The following is a 19,200-nucleotide window of genomic DNA, read 5'->3' on the forward strand; positions in this document are numbered from 1 at the left end:
TATGGGTAAGCGTGTACTATTAGCAGATGATGACCAACTTTTAGCCTCTTTATTAAATTTTAGGCTGAAAAAAGGTGGCTATTCCGTACATCACTCACCTAACGGAAAAGAAGTAAAGGAATATTTAAAGAATGAAATGCCAGACATTATCGTGAGTGATATCATGATGCCTTATTGTTCTGGTATAGAGCTTATTGATTATGTACGTAATGACCTAAAATCGAATACACCTATAATAATTATTTCATCGGCAGGTAATGAGCAAAATGTTCTCACCGCCTTTGAATTAGGAGCAAATGATTTCATCACTAAACCAGTAAGTCCAACAGAACTATTAGTACGCATAGCAAGAGAAATAAATAAATAAATATTATAATTTGTTGATTCCCCCTAATCAAATTAAAATACCGCTGATTACCGCACCAGAATTCAATTTAGAATATCTATGGTGGCTTACTATACTGTTTTTTGTATTGGCTGTAATTTACTTTGTGGGTGTTTTCATCATTAGAAATAAAATTACATCTAACAACAGTCGTACAAAAGATAAAAAGGTCGAGTTTTCCCCTATGATCAATGAATTTCTATTCTATGAAGATTCAAATACAAAGGAGGAAAAAATGAATTATCTAAATCTTAAAGTGCAAATACGCGAATTGATCAAAAATAATTTTGATCGAGATGTGCTTACAGAGGTATTATTGGATTTGCGGAAGGACCTTTCCGGAAGCTCGCAAACCGTTCTTATTGATTTATATAAGGACTTAGGATTGCATCATGACGCTTATGAAAAGCTGAGAAGTAGTAAATGGCAAGTTGTTTCCAGCGGGATTCTAGAATTGACTACCATGGAGGTAGAAGATGCTTACGGATTGATCATAAAATTTATAAACCATAGACAAAGTACCATTCGTAAACAGGCAGAAATTGCTGTGGTTAATCTTAAGGAAGAGGGTATTAAGTATTTTCTTGATAATACAAAATACAAAATAGCGGAATGGCAACAGTTAAAACTTCTGGATGTACTTAGACATAAACCAAACTATACACCACCACAATTTGGTCTTTGGTTAACATCCACCAATACACACGTAGTATTATTCGCTTTGCGATTAATTAAATATTATAGCCAGAACGATGCTGAACAGTCAATTATCACATTATTAAAACATAAAAACCGAGATATACAGGCAGAGGCTATTGAATGTATTAAAGATTTTCATTTTGTGAATGCTTTACTCACTTTAAAGCTTGTGTATACTAAGGCAAGCCATGATATTAAAATAGCTATTCTAGATGCTATTGGTGAGTTGGGAACAACAGCAGATGTTTCTTTTTTAGAAAATTTACAATTGACAGAACGTAACTTCAATATTAAGAGTAAGGTTGTAGGTACTCTAAATAAAATTGATCCAGAAAGAATATTACCTACCAAAAATATAGCAACCTCAGATTTTTATGATGTTGAATTAGATGATTTAACCCAAGATAACGAAAATGAAGTAGTTGATGTTCTTGAGGAAATTCCTTTACACGACATTATTAATGAAATCTCTACAGAGATAGAAGTTGATGCTGAAGTTAAAGAAGATACAATCGAAATAAAATCTGTTGAACAGGATAAAGCTTTAGACCTTCAAGTAGAAGCGTCGATTAATGAAGGTTTGATTGAAGAAGCTATTTCAGAAGAAGAGGATTTAGAAGATATAGAAGTGGAGCTTGAATTGTTTCCTAAAGAAATTAAAGAAGTAAAATCAATTGATGATATTGATTTAAGCTTTTTGCCACATATTAATAGCGAAAAGATAGCAAAAGAGATTATAGAAGAGCCTTTGGAAGAAATTGAACCTGTATCCAAAAAAGAGCATGAAGAACAAGCTGAAGAAGAGCTATCTTTTAATTTTCTTCCTTTAGTGGTGGACGAAGCCACAATTACAGAAGAAACTTTGGCTATTGAACAAGATGAATTTGAGCCCATATTTGCTTTAGATGATGCATCTTTTGAAGAAAAAAAGAATGAAATAACTTCTATTAAGACCGAAAATAATTCAGAATTGACAATCAATGAAATTGATTGGTCTTCAATGAATTCTGATGATCAGGATAAAAAGAAAGTTGTGGTTAAAGACGCCGATGCCGAAGAAACCATAATCTCATTTGAAAATAATGATATTTCTTTTTCTCCAAATTTTATGCGTCAAGAAGAGCTTGATGCCATGGTATTATTGGAAAATATATCTGAACTTGGAGATTGCCGTGAACTAATTTTACTATACCAAATTGTTGAAGAGAATAGTTCTGATGTTGTTATAGATAGGGCTAATGAACTCATTCAAAAATTCAGTTATCAATCTCCGCGTCCAAATGAATTGTTTTCAGAAGAAAACGACCTTACGGAAAGTGTTTTTAAAGATGTTTATAATCTAGCAGATTACGAAACAAAATTGATGTTGTTAAATGAGATGTTGGTAGTAGGTGACCAAAAAGAAATTCATTTACTTGAAAGTATTCTGGAATCTAACTCAAAATCACTTGTTGCAAAAGCTACAGAAGTTCTAGAGCATATAAAATCTCAGTCGCCCGTTAATAAGCAGACACCGGTTACTGCATTAGATAAAGATTCAATTTTTAATCTTGACTTTGAACTAGAATTAAATGAACCTACTGATCAGAAGGAAATAGTGTCTAACGATAATGGTTCTACATTGTTTGATCAGTTATGTTCCATGTCCAACTCTTTATACAATAAGATAAATGGATAGTGAGCTATTTGGTGTGGTACTGGAATACATCAACTTTGTATTCTTTGTGTTTACCATAATTCTGTTTATTCTTTTTTCTCTTATGGCTTATTTCTCCACAAGAAATTCGCTTCACTATAGAAATAAAAACAGTTTTACGGACATTTCCAAAATAATGGCATCTCCGCTAGCTCCAACAATTACTATTATTGCTCCTGCCTATAATGAAGGGTTGACTATTGTAGAAAACATTCGTTCTTTATTGTCGCTTCAATATGTCAATTATGACGTAATGGTGGTTAATGATGGTAGTAAAGATGATACGTTACAGAAACTAATAGATTCTTATGACCTTGAGAAGATAGATGTGGCAATGGATCCAGACTGGAAATCTAAACCAGTACGTGGTATCTATAAATCAAAAAACAGGGCTTTTGAAAAGTTGACCGTGGTGGATAAAATGAACGGTGGCAAGTCTGATGCTTTAAATGCAGGTGTTTCATTATCTACCAGTAAATATGTTGGTTGTATAGATGTTGATTGTCTTTTACAACCAGATGCTTTGTTACATGTGGTTAAATCATTTTTTCAACGTTCCAAAAAAAGGGTTATTGCCGTTGGTGGTGTTATACGTGTAGCCAATTCTTGTGTTATACAAGGTGGTCAGTTAGAAGAAATAAGGTTGCCTACCAATTGGCTGGCAAGATTTCAATTGTTAGAGTATACCCGTTCTTTTATTTTAGGAAGAATGGCTTGGGGTAGAATAGATAGCCTACTTATAATATCTGGAGCATTTGGTTTTTTTGAACGTGAAATTGCATTGGCGGTTGGTGGTTATGATACTAATACCGTAGGTGAGGATATGGAAATCGTTTTTAAAATGCGTAGATACATGCATGATAGAAAAGAACCATATACCATAGAATATATACCAGATCCGTTATGTTGGACAGAAGTTCCTGAGGATCTTAAAATATTAGTGAATCAAAGAGATCGTTGGGCTCGTGGTAATCTAGAGACATTGTTCAAGCATAAAGATATGTTGTTCAATTCCAAATATGGTAGATTGGGCTTGTTGAGCTATCCATATTGGTTTTTCTATGAATGGCTTTCTCCATTATTGGAGTTTTTTGGTTTTTTCACCATCATTCTTTTTGCCTATTTGGGTATTCTAAATTGGGAATTCTTTTTCATGATAACCTTGGCCATTTTTCTATTCTCGATCATGATTTCTTTCTATGCCATTCTATGGGATGTGTATTCATATAATCAATACAGAAAAACTAAAGACATTTTAATATTAATGGGCTTGGCTGTTTTGGAGCCATTCATTTTTCATCCTATTGTAGTATATGCTGCGGTTAGGGGTAATTATAAAAAATTATTTAAAATAAAATCTGGTTGGGGATCCCAAGTTAGAAAAGGATTTGCAAAAGCATCTTAGAAGTAATGAACACAAGTAGTATAGATAGATATTCTTTAAAGCAGTATACGCGGCTTATGATATCCTTTTTTGGATGTTTATTCGTGTTAACGCTTTTTCAATATGGTATGCTGTACTATAAAGGGGTTATCGATACTATTTTTTCCGTTAGTTTATTAAAAGCTATTGTACATCAAATAGGCTTTACCGCATTAATGGGTATCGTCATGGTGTTTCCTTTTAATTTTTGGGAAAATCTACGTTCTAAATATGGCTTCAATCTTGTCTTCGGATTGCTTAGTTTGGTCTTGATCTTTGAGGCAATTCTTACCGCATATTACTGTACAACTTTAGTGCCTTTAGGATCGGATATTTTAGGGTATAGCTATGACGACATGAAAATTACATTAGCTAACTCTGGCGGTTTCATGATTTCTGTTTATCTGCTTATTGCTTCAATTGTATTAATAGGTCTCTTTTTGGGACTATATAGAATCACTTCTAAATTCTATCATAGAATTAGTAAGATGTATCCTTTTACCATAGTATTGTTCAGCTTGTTTATGGCTTCTTTATTTACCGATGGTAAACCTATAAATCAGAACAAAGTACAGTACTTGGCCGTTAACGTTTACAATACAAGTTCTGAAGATAATTCATATACGTCAACTGAAGAATATCCTTTGGTGCAAGGTCCTAATATTGAGAATGTATTGGGAGATTATTTTGAGTTAAAAGAAGAAAAACCAAATATCGTCTTTGTAATGGTAGAAGGTTTAGGTAGGGATTTTGTGGGTGAAGGAGCCGAGTTTGGAGGGTTTACTCCGTATTTAGATTCCCTAACGACCAAATCATTATACTGGGAAAATTTCTTGAGCAATACTGGTAGAACATTTGGTGTTTTACCATCATTGTTAGGTTCATTGCCTTTTGGTAAAAGCGGATTTATGGAGTTGGAAGAGTACCCTAATAAATTAACCATGTTCAGTGTACTTAAAAACAATGGGTATCATACTTCTTTTTACCAGGGAACCAACAGTTCTTTCGATAAAGTAGATAGATTTTTAAGAAGTGAGAATTTAGATTTTGTATTGGATAAATCAGGATTCGGAAATAAATATCAAAAACAGGAAGAAGATGCCGCGGGTTCTTCTTGGGGATATCCTGATAAGGAATTATTCAAGAAAAGCCTAAGTCTAGAAAGAAGCGAAGACCAACCTAGATTAGAAGTGTACATGACTATTAGTACGCACGAACCCTTTATCCCGCCTAATCAAGATTTTTTTGAAAGACAGGTTAAAGATATTTTGGTTAAAGGTGATTTTGATTCTAGGGTAGAAAAAATAGTTAAAAAGAACGACAATGTTTTTGCTACATTATTGTATACAGATGATGCTATAAAATGGTTCATGGAGTCTTATAAATCTCAGCCTAATTATGAGAATACCATTTTCATTTTTACGGGTGACCATAGACTTATTCCTATACCACAGCGTAATAATATTAGTCGTTTTCATGTACCGCTGATCATGTACAGCCCAATGTTGAAAAGAACCCGTAAGATGAGTTCTATATCTTCTCATTTTGATGTAACCCCTTCTATATTGGCATTACTCTCAGATTCATACGAATTAAAAATGCCTAAAAAAGTAGCCTGGATGGGTGGTGCCCTTGATATGGAAACTGCATTCAGGTCTACCAAGAACATTCCTTTAATGCGAAATAAGAATGAGCTAAAGGAGTATATCAGTAAAGAAATATTATATACTGATGGTGATATCATGGAGCTTGATGAAGATATGGATATCAGTTCTACATTTGGTGGCGGGTCGGTAGAAAAAACTTTAGAACGCTTTAAATCGGTAAATCACTACGTTACTTCAGAGAACAAGATAATTCCCGATAGTTTAACCATTTTCTCAGTACAAAAAGAAAAATTTACTCCGGCGGAAGTCACTTGGATCAATAGTATTTATGATGGAAGTAATTTTGACCGTTCATTCTTTAAGGCCAGAGATTTGGCTTTTGACAAAAAATGGGATGATGCCCTTTTGTTATGTCGTTATATTCTTTCAGAATCACCTAGTCATATAGATACTAAAATTTTAACGGGCAGATTGCATATCTGGAAAGGAAACTATGAGGAGTCGGTTAAAATTTTAAAAGAGTGCATTGCTATGAATCCTAATTATATAGATTCTTATGCCGCACTTTTTGATGTGTATTTTTGGTATGATAAACATACCGAAGGTCTAGCTTTGGTCAATATGGTGCAGGAGAATAGTGCTAGTGCCAATGAAATTTCCAGTAAGATTTCCAGGGCTAAAAATTCTGCACGAAAAGCAGGAATCGATATTCACAAAAACACAAATAAAGAAGCTAAAAATACGTTAGCATCCATAGAGTAATGAAGAAGGGTAAGTTACATATCATGCTATTGATTTTACTAGCCTTTGCTTTAAAGGTTAAAGGGCAAAGTATGGACAATACCGTACCTTCTTTTGAAACTGCTTATGCTTTGGCATATGAGGGTAATACCAATACTGCTCATAATATGCTGTATAATTTGGTAAATGAGCCAGAAACTGGAATCAAGACTTCAGTATTATGGGCTAGCACCTTGAGTTGGAGAGGTGATTATGATTTAGCGAGATCGGAATTCAATACCATTTTATCAAAAAATAAAACAAATAGAGAAGCCTGGCTTTCTGCAGTCAAAAATGAATTATATGCAAAGAATTACGCTACTGCATTAGGTCTTGCCAACAAAGCATTGGTTCATATAGAAAACGACCAAGAATTAAAAAGATTACAGACCGTAGCTACGGATGGAATAAAGGGTACGGAATATAATCAAGATGGCTGGTTTAATATTGAAAGTACGGTCAACACTAAATTTACCGATTCTAAAAATTCATCTGCTGTCCCTAACGAAACTAATGTAGCGGAAATTGAGAATGTACATGTAACACCAGTAACTGAAGAGAAATTAAAGAATACGGTTATGGTCAATAGTTCCGTTACGTTCTATGATCAACGTTTTGATCCTATAACCACATCTAGTATTTCATATAAAAGACAAACTCCTTATGGTGCTATTATACCAAGAATTAATAACAGTAATAGAGTTGGTAAGAACGGGATTCAGCTTGATCTAGATTTATATCCTAAAATTGCAAAAGGATTTTATGCCTATATTAATTATGGGTATTCTGAGTCGGACTTATATCCAAATCATAAAGTAGGTGGAGATGTGTATTATAATCATAAAAGCGGAATTGAATTTTCTGCCGGTGGTAGATTTATAAACTTTGCGACTAAAGATGTCAAATCTATTACCAACTCTTTGGGGTATTATACGGGCAATTACTATTTTTCTTTACGCTCCTATATAACACCTGAGTCTGATAATCTGACTAATATTTCTGGAAACTTGTTGGTGCGTAAATATTTAAAGGATGCCAAGAATTATATGGGGGTAAACGCAGGCGTAGGTTTTTCACCTGAGTTAAGGCAGTTTACATCAGGAGATCAATTGTTGGCAGAAACGTTATTGTATATAGAATCACAACGATTAAGTTTTGAATACCAATTCACAAGTAAGAATAATCTAAGTGCCTACAGAACTAATGTGGGCGTATTACGACAAGAGCAATCTTTTGATCCTGGCAGTTATTTCTATTCCATATCTGCCGGTTTAACCTATGAGTTTAATTTTTAGACTGCATAGCAGGTATCCATTTATCGGCATACATCCCGTAGATTAAACCTAGTTCATTATCGTAGACATATTGTTCGTCTTTACCAGCATCGAAGTTTACGTTAAAGACATATACTTTAATTCCTGCGTCTCTTAACTGTAGCATCAATTTCTTTTGACTAGATACTATCCTTCTAGATACCGCAACATGCTTCACGTTGTTAACTTTAAGAAAGTTTACTTTATCTCCTTTTATTGCTAATAGCGGTTCTTGTGAAATCATGGTATGTATGCCATGCTCAGATGCTTTTTCTACTGCCATAACACTAAATAGTTCCATAATTAGACGGTCTTTATCTACAAAGGCGTCAGAAAAGGCTATAGGGTCATTTACCTTATCTGTAATCAATGTAGCATCTGGGTGGTTTTTGAACCATGTATTGATGCCTTCCATATCTAAAGTAGTATAATCGCCATATATTTTTTGCTTCATGAATTGGGCGTGCGTAGGAGGTAAGCTTCCAGCATAATCTGTAAATCGTGCCCACATGTTCCAATCATGTGCCGCAACTAATTTACCATCTGATGTTTCTATGATGTCCAATTCAAAATTGCGGAATCCCTTTTTATAATTTTCATCTAATGCATGTTTAGAGTTGGTAGATTTTACACCATTGATCTCACCGCCGGCATGGGCTATGTATCTATCTATACTAGATTCAAATTCATAAACTTCTCTTGGAAAATAAATTTCCTTGTCATTAGTATTGTTATTAATGTCTATAGTTTCTGTGATTGAATTATCATTTACCTGTTCAGTAATCTCACCATTAATATTGTTCATGGTGTAAGCTTGTCTTCCCTTTAGATTACTTAATTGAACAAAACCCAATTGGTTCAATTGATTTTTAAATCCTGTTAATTGTTCTGCTGCACTATCATGTGCTAGTATGGCAAATACAGCATTAGCGTCTATCATTTTAGATAGTACTGCTACAAATGCCTGTACATCTTCTTTACTGCCATAAGTATCAAAAGTCTTGAACTCAAACGTATTATCTGCTTGTAAATGAACTATGGTTAACCCGCGTTCTATGGCTTCGGTTTGTGAGGCGTAGGTAAAAGTGCTGCGTTCATGTGTATTAAAACTATGACTGTTTAATACTAATGCTATCGACTCTGAATTTTGAGTAGAAGAAGTTAAAGAAACTATACTAGCTGCATTTACCGGCCTTCCTACAAAAAGGATAACTAATAGTAAAACCATTTTATAGCTTAAAAGGATAGGGGAGAATCTCTTCATCAAATTATAATTTTCAACTTTATCAAAGTTATACTAATAAGGTTACTTTGAAAACGGATATATAGATAGTGTATTGTAAAGGTATAATTCAATATGTATGGTGGCATGATTCATTATATGTTTAAGAAAAATTAAAACATTTATAACCTTAATTTAAAAACTATTTGAGCTTTTTATATAAGATTTTATCATGTAACTGTCTGTAAATAAGTCTATTTAAAAGTTTATATCGTTAAAATACCAATAAATAGGATGAAATACACTCCTCTAAACCCCTATAAAACCTAGTGTTTCCAGTTTTTTAACCCTAAACAACACATTTGTGTATGTTTTACAACAGTTTTAAATTGGTTCACCACAATTTGTTGTCACAATCTCAACATCGGTATATATTTACTTCAAGATATAATTACCCAAATCAAGATTAACTTTTAAACCTACTAGAATATGCTTTACGACACCTACGGAGAAGAATACTTAGTTTTTCTTCAAGATTTAAACGAAATTCTTAGTATCAACGAATTAGCTGAGTTGGACTATATGTAAGTCAACCAAAACCTTAACCAAAAAAAATATTCCCATGGCACACCAAAATCAAGATTTTTCATCGTATCAAAATTTTATCCAGGATCTCAATAGTATCCTAGTAAACTTTAATATCAACAAATTATCCTATTCTTAGTGTTCCCAAACATTAGATAAAAAGAAAGCGCCCGTTAAAAACGGGCGCTTTCTTTTTTTAAAACAGTATAAATGTTTAGCCTAGATACGTTTTAAGCAACTTGCTTCTAGAAGCATGACGTAATTTACGTATTGCTTTTTCACGAATTTGTCTAACACGCTCTCTTGTTAAATCGAACGTTTGACCGATTTCTGCTAAAGTCATTGATTGTTGATCACCAATACCGTAATAAAGCTTAACAACATCTGCCTCTCTAGGAGATAAGGTATCTAATGCTCTATTAATTTCAGTATTTAATGACTGCTGTAATAAAATATTATCCGGTCTTGGAGACTCACCTGAACGTAAAACGTCATATAGGTTAGAATCTTCACCTTCACGTAATGGTGCATCCATAGATACATGTCTACCTGAATTCTTAAGTGATTGCTTCACTTCAGAAACCGTCATTTCCAATTCTTTTGCAATTTCTTCTGGAGAAGGCGGACGTTCGTGAGCCTGCTCTAAATAAGAAAATGTCTTTTTGATCTTATTGATCGAACCAATTTTGTTTAATGGTAAACGAACAACTCTAGATTGTTCTGCTAAAGCTTGTAGTATAGATTGTCTGATCCACCAAACGGCATAGGATATAAACTTAAATCCTCTTGTTTCATCAAATCTTTTTGCTGCTTTAACTAATCCTAAATTTCCTTCATTAATTAAATCAGGTAATTTAAGACCTTGATTTTGGTACTGTTTTGCTACGGAAACTACGAACCTTAAGTTCGCTGTCGTTAATTTTTCCAAAGCTGCTTGACTACCTTCTCGAATCTTCTGCGCTAATTCTACCTCTTCATTCGCTGTAATCAAATCAATTTTACTGATATCTTGCAAGTATTTATCTAGGGATTTCGATTCACGATTCGTTACCTGCTTGATAATCTTTAGTTGCCTCATATGTTTGTTTCGAATTTAGAAGTTGTACAAGTTTACAGTATAGTGCAATTAATTCAATTTTCCTAATGAATTTGACTATACTTCTACAGCTTTTATTAGCTTTAACAAAGATTTAAGCTTTTAGGAGGTTGTTTTTGTAAAGCTTATTTTTGAATATAGACACTATATTTTTATGAGTAAACGGGCATTAAAAACGTATATATCCAAGCTTCCTAAAAAAGCGCTTGAAGAGCAAATACTAGAGTTGTACGAAAAATTTCCTACCGTAAAAACTTATTATGATTTTGCCTTCAACCCCAAAGAAGATAAGTTGGTACAAGATGCCAAAGCAAAAATATCCAATGAATATTTTCCGCTAAAGCGCAGAAGGCCAAAAGCCAGGCGTTCCGTAGCTCAGAAATTTATAAAGCATTTTATAAAACTAGGGGTAGACCCTCATTTAATTGCTGATGTAATGTGCTATAATCTAGAAATTGCACAGACATTTTCTATGGAGAAGAACGTACCGGACTCCTTCTACAGAAGTATGCTCAATTCATTTAATGAAGTGATACAGTTTTCTACCGTCCAAGGAATTTTTCCGGAATTCAGAGAGCGTATCCTAAAAATTTACACAGAAACCCAGAATCAAAAATGGCTTTTTGAAGACGAATTCTCAAAGGCATTGGATATTATAGATTAGCTTATGGCAATAGTAGTAATACGACAAGATGATAGAATAGACCTTTGGAAAAATGCCTTACAGAATGCTGATACCTCTGTAAAAGTATACAGCTATCTTGAGGATCACCCAAAAGAGGAAATCTCCATGGCGGTTATCTGGAAACACCCTAAGGGGTCATTGGCTGATTATCCTAATCTAAAATGCATTGCTTCCGCAGGTGCTGGTGTGGATTATATCTTTGAAGATGATACGCGTCCTAAGAACATACCTATTACACGTATTGTTGACCCTTACCTTGCTAGTGATATGTCTGAACATGTGCTGGCGGTTATTCTAGCACATCTAAAAAATTTAAATCAATATAAGTTAGATCAAGTATCTCATGTTTGGGAACCCAAACAGTACATGCGCATTAAAGATGTTACCATAGGAATTTTAGGTCTTGGTGAATTGGGCGCGCTTACTGCCAGTGATCTTTCTTCTTTTAATTTTAATGTACAAGGTTGGAGTAGGAGTAAAAAAGAAATTGAAGGCGTACAAACATTTGCTGGGGCAGAGGAACAAAAAGAATTTCTAAGTGCTACAAATATATTAATATGCCTACTACCATTGACTCCCGCAACGGAGGGTGTTCTAAATAAAGAACTTTTATCTCAGCTGCCCAAGAATGCATTTGTTATTAATGTTGCCCGTGGAGGTCATATGGTAGATGATGATTTAATTGCCTTGCTGGATTCTGGTCATTTATCCGGTGCTTGCCTAGATGTGTATCATACGGAACCTTTACCTAAAACCCATCCTTTCTGGAATCATAAAAAGGTGCACATGACTCCGCATTACGCTAGTGTTTCAGATACCAGTTCTGTGATTCCGCAGATAGTTGAAAATTATAAAAGGTTGAGCTCTGGAGAAAAATTGCAAAATTTAGTAGATTCTGACAAGGGATACTAAAATTGTTTTTTCAAGTTTTTTATTTCCTAGACCCATAAAAATCTTATAATTTTATAAGGTTTTTGCATTATTAACATAAATAAACGCCTACAAACCTTTTGAAGCTACAAAACGATACTACTGAGAAAACCCTGTACGATTATCAAGAGGAGGATCTACATTCTATTTTTAAATATTTAGAAGAGAATGGCGATAATTCCAACCTTCTGTACCAATTACCTACCGGTGGTGGTAAAACCGTGGTGTTCTCTGAAATTGCCAAACGCTATATTGCAAAGACTAATAAAAAGGTTATTGTACTTACGCACCGTATAGAACTAAGTCAGCAGACTTCTAGAATGCTGAACGGTTTTGGAGTAAAGAACAAAATCATAAATAGCGAGGTAAAAGAGTGGCAAGACCAAGACGAGTTCATGTGTTTTGTTGCCATGGTAGAAACACTGAACAATAGATTACAGGAAGAGAAAGTTGAAATCAATAACATAGGTCTTGTTATTATTGATGAGGCACATTATAATTCTTTCCGTAAGCTTTTTAAGTTTTTTGAGAACTCTGTAATCCTTGGGGTAACAGCAACTCCGTTAAGTTCAAATATTAAGCTCCCCATGAAAGACAACTATAAAAAGTTGATTGTGGGGGAGTCTATAGAATCCTTGATTCAGAAAAAGTTCTTGGCTAAGGCAAACATGTATAATTATGATGTTAGCCTACAAACATTAAAATTAGGTATTAGTGGTGATTATACGGTAAAGTCTTCTGATGAGCTTTACGGTAACCACAGTATGCTCAACAAGTTGGTTTCTGCGTATAATGAAATTGCAAAAGGCACTAAGACCTTGATTTTTAATAATGGTATAAATACGTCTAGATACGTTTGTGAAACCTTTAGAAAAGCGGGTTATAATATTCGTCACTTAGATAATAAGAATAATGCCGCAGAGCGAAAAGAGATTCTTAAATGGTTTAAAGAAACACCCGATGCTATTTTAACTTCGGTAAGTATTTTGACTACAGGTTTTGATGAACCTAGCGTAGAGACCATTATTTTAAATCGTGCAACACGTTCACTGACCTTGTATTTTCAAATGATCGGTCGTGGTTCTAGATACTTGCCTCAAAAGCAAGAATTCAATGTTATTGATATGGGTAACAATGTAGCCCGTTTTGGACTGTGGAATGCGGGAATCGATTGGCAAGAGATTTTCCATTTTCCGGATTTTTATTTAGAGAATATTAAGAACGACGAGGAGATAGAACGAGAGTTTGTCTATGAAATGCCGGCAGATCTACGTGCGGAATTTGCAAATTCTACCGATATCGATTTTGACATTAAAGCGGAATACAAGAAAAGTTTCGCCAACGGAGAAAAATCCAAATTGGTCTTGGAGAAAAGTATAGAGCAGCATGCAAAAATTTGTGTAGAGAATTCTGAAGATGTTTTTGATGCTCGTATTCTAGCTAAAAAACTGAAGGAAGAAATAAAATACCGTGTACGTCAGTATTCTTATTGTATTATGAACAATACCAAGAACTATAAAGAATGGCTGGAAGAAGATTATGAACGAAAATTACGTTCTAAGATCTCTAAATTGTTTGCCGCTAAAATGTGATTTACATGTGGATTAGGTATTAAGAATTATAGCTTATCTGGTTATTGATTCTATATTCTAATGAGGTCTTTATTATCTTATTTTTAAAAATTGGCATGGCGTTATTTATATCGCTAGAAGTTGGTTAAATTCAAGAGCTTGAACAACTACAACGCTCTCAACTAATGAAAAACCACTTACTTTATCTTACCCTTGTTTTAACTATTATATTTTACGGCATTACCGGATATCATTTTCTTACGGGATGGCATCCTATTATAATGATGTGTATTGTCATTAGTATTGGTTTGCTCGTTAATTTAATTATCTACGGACTCTTTATTCTTATTGGAAGGGGTTTACAAAATATTCCTTTAAAATCCTCAACGGCCGTACTTAGTACCATTGGTGTTTTAATTATTTTAAAATATATTGGTTTTGGCTGGCCAACGGTATTTTATAGTGCTATCATAGCATTGGGTATTACATTTTGCATTGCCTTATACAGGTATCAACTAAAACGTAATTTATTTTCAAGCCTTTTCTTGTTCATCACTTTTATTGGTGTGGGCTATATATTTTACGCTTTGTCAAATAGTGGTTCTGACCCTTATGAGAAGGAAACACCTCTAGCATTTGCAGAACAAAGTGGGTCAATACTCCCAGAAGCATCGTTTACAAATCCAGCTGAAGTAGGTTCTTATGCAGTGAAAACATTTACCTATGGTAGCGGTACAGATGAGCAACGTGAAGAGTTTTCAAAAGGTATTACTTTTAAAACCAATGCTGTTGATGGCAAATGGTTAATACCGGATTGGAAAGGTAAAAAGAAAAAATGGCGCGAACGGTATTGGGGTTTCGGGGCTAAAAACTTTCCCTTAAATGGTAGGGTGTACATGCCAGAGGGCAATGGTCCATTTCCTTTGACCCTAATCGTGCACGGTAATCATAGTATGATCGATTATTCTGATGATGGTTATGGCTATTTGGGCAATTTGTTGGCCAGTAGGGGAATAATAGCAGTGTCGGTCGATGAGAATTTTTTGAACGGACATTGGTCGGGTGATTTTAGAGGTAAGGAAATGCCAGCTCGTGCCTGGTTATTGCTAAAGCATTTAGAGCAGTGGAGAAACTGGAACGGTGAAGATGGTCATGAGCTTTCCCAAAAAGTAGATATGGACAATATTATGCTCGTTGGTCATTCTCGTGGTGGAGAAGCGGTTTCCATTGCTGCGGCGTATAATCCGTTACCTTATTTTCCTGATGAGGCTAAAGAGAAATTCGATTTTAATTTTAATATTAAAGGGGTAGTGGCATTGGCACCTACAGATTATAGATATGACCGTAAAATAGTATTGAATAATATAAATTTCTTGAGTATACAGGGTTCTTATGATTCCGATGAAGTGAGCTTCTGGGGAATGCGACCTTACCGACGTTTGCAGTATACGGATTCTGTCTCTCGATTTAAATCGGGAGTGTATATTCACCATGCTAATCACGGGCAGTTTAATTCCACTTGGGGCAATTCGGATTTTGGAGCTCCTTCAAAATGGTTGTTAAATCTAGAGCCATTGCTAAAAGAAGCCGAGCAGCAAGAAGCTGCCAAAGTCTTTATCAGTGCTTTTGCTGAGGCTACTTTAAAAGGAAATCAATCATATTGCTCTATATTCAAGAAAGTAGCTACGGCAAAAGAATGGTTACCTGTTGAGCATTATTTGACTTCTTTTGAGTCATCTGATTTTCATACTATAGCCGATTTTGAGGAAGATATTGATATTACCACGGCAATAGATTCCACAAAAATACAAGCGACCAATATTGCTTTATGGAAAGAACAAAATCTACTTACGCGTGATGAAGGTAGTCAAGAAAACAACGCGGTTATCTTAGGATGGGATGATGAAAATGCAACGAATTCCTCTGAAAAAGGAATGTATGAACTAACGCTTTCTGCGGATGATTCTATTCCGTTTTCAACAAACTCTAGTTTACAATTCACGCTGGGAGCAGGAAACCACGAATGGCTAGATGTTAATTTGACCGATGCACAAAAGGAAGCCAAAAGTGATGATGATAAACGGGAAGTACCACAACTAGATTTTACGGTGCAATTAACAGACAATAACGGACAAACCAGTGCTTTAAAAGTGAGTAAAATTAAAGGCATAACGAAACCTTTAAAAACTAGATTCACCAAATTCAAGTTCTTGGATAAAGACATGATCGGTAATGATTGGGAAGTGCAGTTGCAGACCTACCATTTTCCAATGAAAACACTCTCTAATTTAAATCCGGAATTTAATGTGGAATCCATAAGTTCTATCAAATTCATTTTTGATCAAACAGATTATGGGGTAGTAGTGCTTGATGAAATTGGTGTTTCTGGGGAGGATTAGTTGTTAGTTGATGGTTGATGGTTGTTGGTTGTTGGTTGTTGGTTGTTGGTTGTTGGTTGTTGGTTGTTGGTTGTTGGTTGTTGGTTGTTGGTTGTTTTGCTCTAATTGCGAGCAAAGCTCGACTATACGATTTTTTGGAACACGCCAGTTGTCATAATAACGAACTAGCAAGGGTCTTCGGCTACGCTCAGACTGCCTACTGAAACTGAGCACTGAAAACTATTTTCTAGTAATAAACGAACAGATTGCCACGTCGCGAAAAGCTCCTTGCAAAGACGTAATTCAACTGAACACTGAACACTGCCAACTGATACGGAGCACTAAAAACTTGCCAACCAATAACCATTTGCCGAACTTTGTACTTAATACTTCGGACTTTGTACTCTAAAGAACATCATAAAACCCTTCTCGTAATCGCCCTCGTATGGCCAGAGCCTGCATCTACTGCTGCTGGGGTTCGTATGATGCAATTAATAGAGGTGTTTAAAAAGCAGGGATATGGTATTACCGTTGCTTCGGCGGCTTCTAAATCGGATTATTCCGCGGATATTGAAGCTCTTGGTTTTCAAACGGCGGATATTAAAATGAACGATAATTCTTTTGATGTTTTTGTAAAAGATTTGAATCCTGATGTAGTGTTGTTCGATCGCTTTTTGACCGAAGAGCAATTTGGGTGGCGCGTGGCGGAAAACTGCCCTGATGCGCTTCGTGTTTTAGATACTGAAGATTTACATTCTCTACGTCATGTGCGTGAGCAATGCTTTAAAAAAGATATTTTATTTACTACAGATGCTTGGTTAGCAGATGATAAAACCAAGCGAGAAATTGCCAGTATTTATCGTTGCGATCTCTCTTTGATAATTTCTAATTATGAATTGGAATTGCTGACCGATGTCATCAAAATAGATAAAAGTCTATTGTTGTTACTTCCTTTTATGGTTGACGAGGTCACTACAAAGACCATTTGGAAAACCTTTGAGGAAAGAACGGATTTTGTATTTATTGGTGGCGGAAAGCATGCTCCTAATATAGATGCGGTTAAATGCTTAAAATCGATTATTTGGCCTTTAATTCATAGACAATTACCAGCAGCTAAATTGCATATTTACGGAGCATATTTGCCACAGCAAATTCTAGAAATGCATAACCCTATAACCGGATTTCTTGTGCACGGTAGGACTGAAGATGTCAATGAAGTCATGCAATCGGCAAAAGTATGTCTAGCTCCACTACGTTTTGGTGCGGGAATTAAAGGAAAACTACTTTCAGCTATGCAAAACGGCACACCTAGCGTTACCACAACTATTGGTGCTGAGGGTATGCACGGCATTCTGGACTGGAATGGCTATATAGAAAACGACCATACCGCTTTTGTGGAAGCTGCTGTTAGATTGTATACCACTCAACTTACCTGGCAAAATGCTCAGGATCAAGGAAAAACTTTAGTAAATACTTTGTATAACAAACACAGTTTAGAGCACCTATTTATTGATAAAATTAATCAGCTTCAAAAAGGGCTAATAACACATAGAATTCAAAACTTTACGGGAGCTTTATTGCAACATCAAACTATGACTGCTACCAAATTCATGAGCAAGTGGATTGAGGAGAAGAATAGAGGATAGTTGCTAAGTTTCTTTTTTAAACTAGTAAAATATGTTAACTAGCAGATTTAAATCTTTGTACTAAATAATTAAACAAATATGAAAAACCCTACTATCGGATTTATAGGACTCGGCCTAATGGGCGCCAACATGGTTGAGAACTTACAAAAAAGAGGTTTCCAACTAAATGTAATGGACCTTAACAAAGATGCAGTAGCAACTGTTATCGCTCGCGGTAATGCTAAAGAAGCTGCCTCTCCAAAAGAATTAGCTGAAAATAGCGACATTATCATGTTCTGCTTAACGACTTCTGCTGTTGTAGAAAAAATCGTTTACGGTGAAAATGGTATTCTTGAAGGTATTAAAGAAGGTACTGTTTTGATCGATTTTGGAACATCAATTCCTGCATCTACACAGAAAATTGGTAAAGACCTTGCTACAAAAGGCGCTGGTATGATTGATGCTCCGCTTGGTCGTACACCGGCTCATGCAAAAGACGGATTACTAAACATTATGGCTGCTGGCGATAAAGATACCTTTGAAAAGGTAAAACCTATATTAGATGTTCAAGGAGAACATGTATTTCATTTAGGTCCTCTAGGTGCTGGTCATACGACTAAGTTGATTAATAATTTTATGGGAATGACTACCGTTGTAGCTATGTCACAAGCTTTTGCAGCAGCTAAACTTGCCGGTGTAGATGGACAACAACTTTTTGATATTATGTCTTCCGGACCTTCGAATTCACCGTTCATGAAGTTTTGTAAAAACTACGCAGTAGATCATGTTAGTGATTTAGGTTTTTCTATCGCTAATGCGAATAAAGATCTTGGTTATTTTGTACAAATGATGGACGATCTTGGTACAGAATCTAAGGTTGCTTCTGCTACTTCTGCTAGCCTACAGGCTGCTTTTGATGAAGGTATGGCAAGTGCAAATGTCCCTGAAATCTTTGATTATTTCGTGAAGTTGAAGAAATAATCAATTAAGATTTTTTTAGTTGTGTGAAATAGTTCACACAACTGTCAAGCTAAGCTTGGTGCGAAAGCAAAGAAACTTTTTAGTTTTACTGTACGTACGAAGCTTAGCTTTTTTATTTAAAGCTCAATCTAGAGTTCTAACTGCTACAAAGTTTATTAGTAAATGGATAGAGGAGAAGAATAGGGGTTAGTTGGGGTTTCGTTATCGTTCCACGTAAAATGCGT

The 19,200-nt window shown here is 35.1% G+C and carries 13 protein-coding genes; 11 read left to right on the forward strand and 2 right to left on the reverse strand.

All coding sequences use genetic code 11. The features are described from left to right. The first annotated feature begins 1 nt into the window (after position 1). The 5 genes from UH1x_RS18560 to UH1x_RS18580 are packed head-to-tail and all read left to right on the forward strand — an operon-like array spanning position 2 to position 7,885. Positions 2-367, forward strand: a complete 366-nt coding sequence (locus UH1x_RS18560) for a response regulator transcription factor (protein WP_482623443.1) — start codon at positions 2-4, stop codon at positions 365-367. A 13-nt stretch (positions 368-380) separates the two neighbouring features. Then, entirely contained in the window at positions 381-2,762 is a 2,382-nt protein-coding gene (locus UH1x_RS18565; protein WP_482623444.1) for a HEAT repeat domain-containing protein, read from the forward strand. After that, positions 2,755-4,185: a glycosyltransferase family 2 protein gene (locus UH1x_RS18570; RefSeq protein WP_482623446.1), complete on the forward strand. Its 1,431-nt coding sequence runs from the start codon at positions 2,755-2,757 to the stop codon at positions 4,183-4,185. The genes UH1x_RS18565 and UH1x_RS18570 overlap by 8 nt, the downstream gene beginning before the upstream one ends. Before the next feature lie 5 nt (positions 4,186-4,190). Then, entirely contained in the window at positions 4,191-6,572 is a 2,382-nt protein-coding gene (locus UH1x_RS18575) for a sulfatase-like hydrolase/transferase (RefSeq protein WP_482623448.1), read from the forward strand. Continuing rightward, positions 6,572-7,885, forward strand: coding sequence for a YaiO family outer membrane beta-barrel protein (locus tag UH1x_RS18580; RefSeq protein WP_482623450.1), 1,314 nt, complete (start codon positions 6,572-6,574; stop codon positions 7,883-7,885). The genes UH1x_RS18575 and UH1x_RS18580 overlap by 1 nt, the downstream gene beginning before the upstream one ends. Here the strand turns inward: UH1x_RS18580 and UH1x_RS18585 are convergent. Together UH1x_RS18585 and UH1x_RS18590 are read right to left on the reverse strand one after the other, a co-directional pair. Further along, positions 7,875-9,167: an interleukin-like EMT inducer domain-containing protein gene (locus UH1x_RS18585; RefSeq protein WP_482623452.1), complete on the reverse strand. Its 1,293-nt coding sequence runs from the start codon at positions 9,165-9,167 to the stop codon at positions 7,875-7,877. The two genes, UH1x_RS18580 and UH1x_RS18585, sit on opposite strands and share 11 nt — an antisense overlap. 757 nt (positions 9,168-9,924) lie before the next feature. After that, a complete protein-coding gene (locus UH1x_RS18590) occupies positions 9,925-10,788 on the reverse strand; it encodes a sigma-70 family RNA polymerase sigma factor (protein ID WP_036154298.1) in 864 nt (287 codons plus the stop codon). Between the two features lie 172 nt (positions 10,789-10,960). On the opposite strand from UH1x_RS18590, the gene UH1x_RS18595 reads away from it, so the two are divergent. The 6 genes from UH1x_RS18595 to UH1x_RS18620 all read left to right on the forward strand — a co-directional run bounded on the left by UH1x_RS18595 (position 10,961) and on the right by UH1x_RS18620 (position 18,976). Beyond that, a complete protein-coding gene (locus tag UH1x_RS18595; RefSeq protein ID WP_482623454.1) occupies positions 10,961-11,470 on the forward strand; it encodes a DUF6155 family protein in 510 nt (169 codons plus the stop codon). A 3-nt stretch (positions 11,471-11,473) separates the two neighbouring features. Then, positions 11,474-12,403, forward strand: coding sequence for a 2-hydroxyacid dehydrogenase (locus UH1x_RS18600; RefSeq protein WP_482623456.1), 930 nt, complete (start codon positions 11,474-11,476; stop codon positions 12,401-12,403). Positions 12,404-12,501: 98 nt separating this feature from the next. Continuing rightward, positions 12,502-14,013, forward strand: a complete 1,512-nt coding sequence (locus tag UH1x_RS18605; RefSeq protein WP_482623458.1) for a DEAD/DEAH box helicase — start codon at positions 12,502-12,504, stop codon at positions 14,011-14,013. Between the two features lie 164 nt (positions 14,014-14,177). Further along, entirely contained in the window at positions 14,178-16,391 is a 2,214-nt protein-coding gene (locus UH1x_RS18610; RefSeq protein ID WP_482623460.1) for a hypothetical protein, read from the forward strand. Between the two features lie 377 nt (positions 16,392-16,768). Further along, positions 16,769-18,016, forward strand: a complete 1,248-nt coding sequence (locus UH1x_RS18615) for a glycosyltransferase (RefSeq protein ID WP_482623462.1) — start codon at positions 16,769-16,771, stop codon at positions 18,014-18,016. Between the two features lie 78 nt (positions 18,017-18,094). Further along, the gene (locus tag UH1x_RS18620) at positions 18,095-18,976 is read left to right on the forward strand and encodes an NAD(P)-dependent oxidoreductase (protein WP_482623463.1); all 882 of its coding nucleotides are present in this window, start codon (positions 18,095-18,097) and stop codon (positions 18,974-18,976) included. Positions 18,977-19,200: the final 224 nt, after the last annotated feature.

The sequence above is a fragment of the Maribacter sp. UH1 genome (assembly GCF_056839145.1).

Coding starts and splice junctions, on each gene's coding strand:
- UH1x_RS18560 (WP_482623443.1), top strand. CDS start 2: ATGGGTAAGCGTGTACTATTAGCAGATGATGACCAACTTTTAGCCTCT.
- UH1x_RS18570 (WP_482623446.1), top strand. CDS start 2,755: ATGGATAGTGAGCTATTTGGTGTGGTACTGGAATACATCAACTTTGTA.
- UH1x_RS18575 (WP_482623448.1), top strand. CDS start 4,191: ATGAACACAAGTAGTATAGATAGATATTCTTTAAAGCAGTATACGCGG.
- UH1x_RS18580 (WP_482623450.1), top strand. CDS start 6,572: ATGAAGAAGGGTAAGTTACATATCATGCTATTGATTTTACTAGCCTTT.
- UH1x_RS18585 (WP_482623452.1), bottom strand. CDS start 9,167: ATGAAGAGATTCTCCCCTATCCTTTTAAGCTATAAAATGGTTTTACTA.
- UH1x_RS18590 (WP_036154298.1), bottom strand. CDS start 10,788: ATGAGGCAACTAAAGATTATCAAGCAGGTAACGAATCGTGAATCGAAA.
- UH1x_RS18595 (WP_482623454.1), top strand. CDS start 10,961: ATGAGTAAACGGGCATTAAAAACGTATATATCCAAGCTTCCTAAAAAA.
- UH1x_RS18600 (WP_482623456.1), top strand. CDS start 11,474: ATGGCAATAGTAGTAATACGACAAGATGATAGAATAGACCTTTGGAAA.
- UH1x_RS18610 (WP_482623460.1), top strand. CDS start 14,178: ATGAAAAACCACTTACTTTATCTTACCCTTGTTTTAACTATTATATTT.
- UH1x_RS18620 (WP_482623463.1), top strand. CDS start 18,095: ATGAAAAACCCTACTATCGGATTTATAGGACTCGGCCTAATGGGCGCC.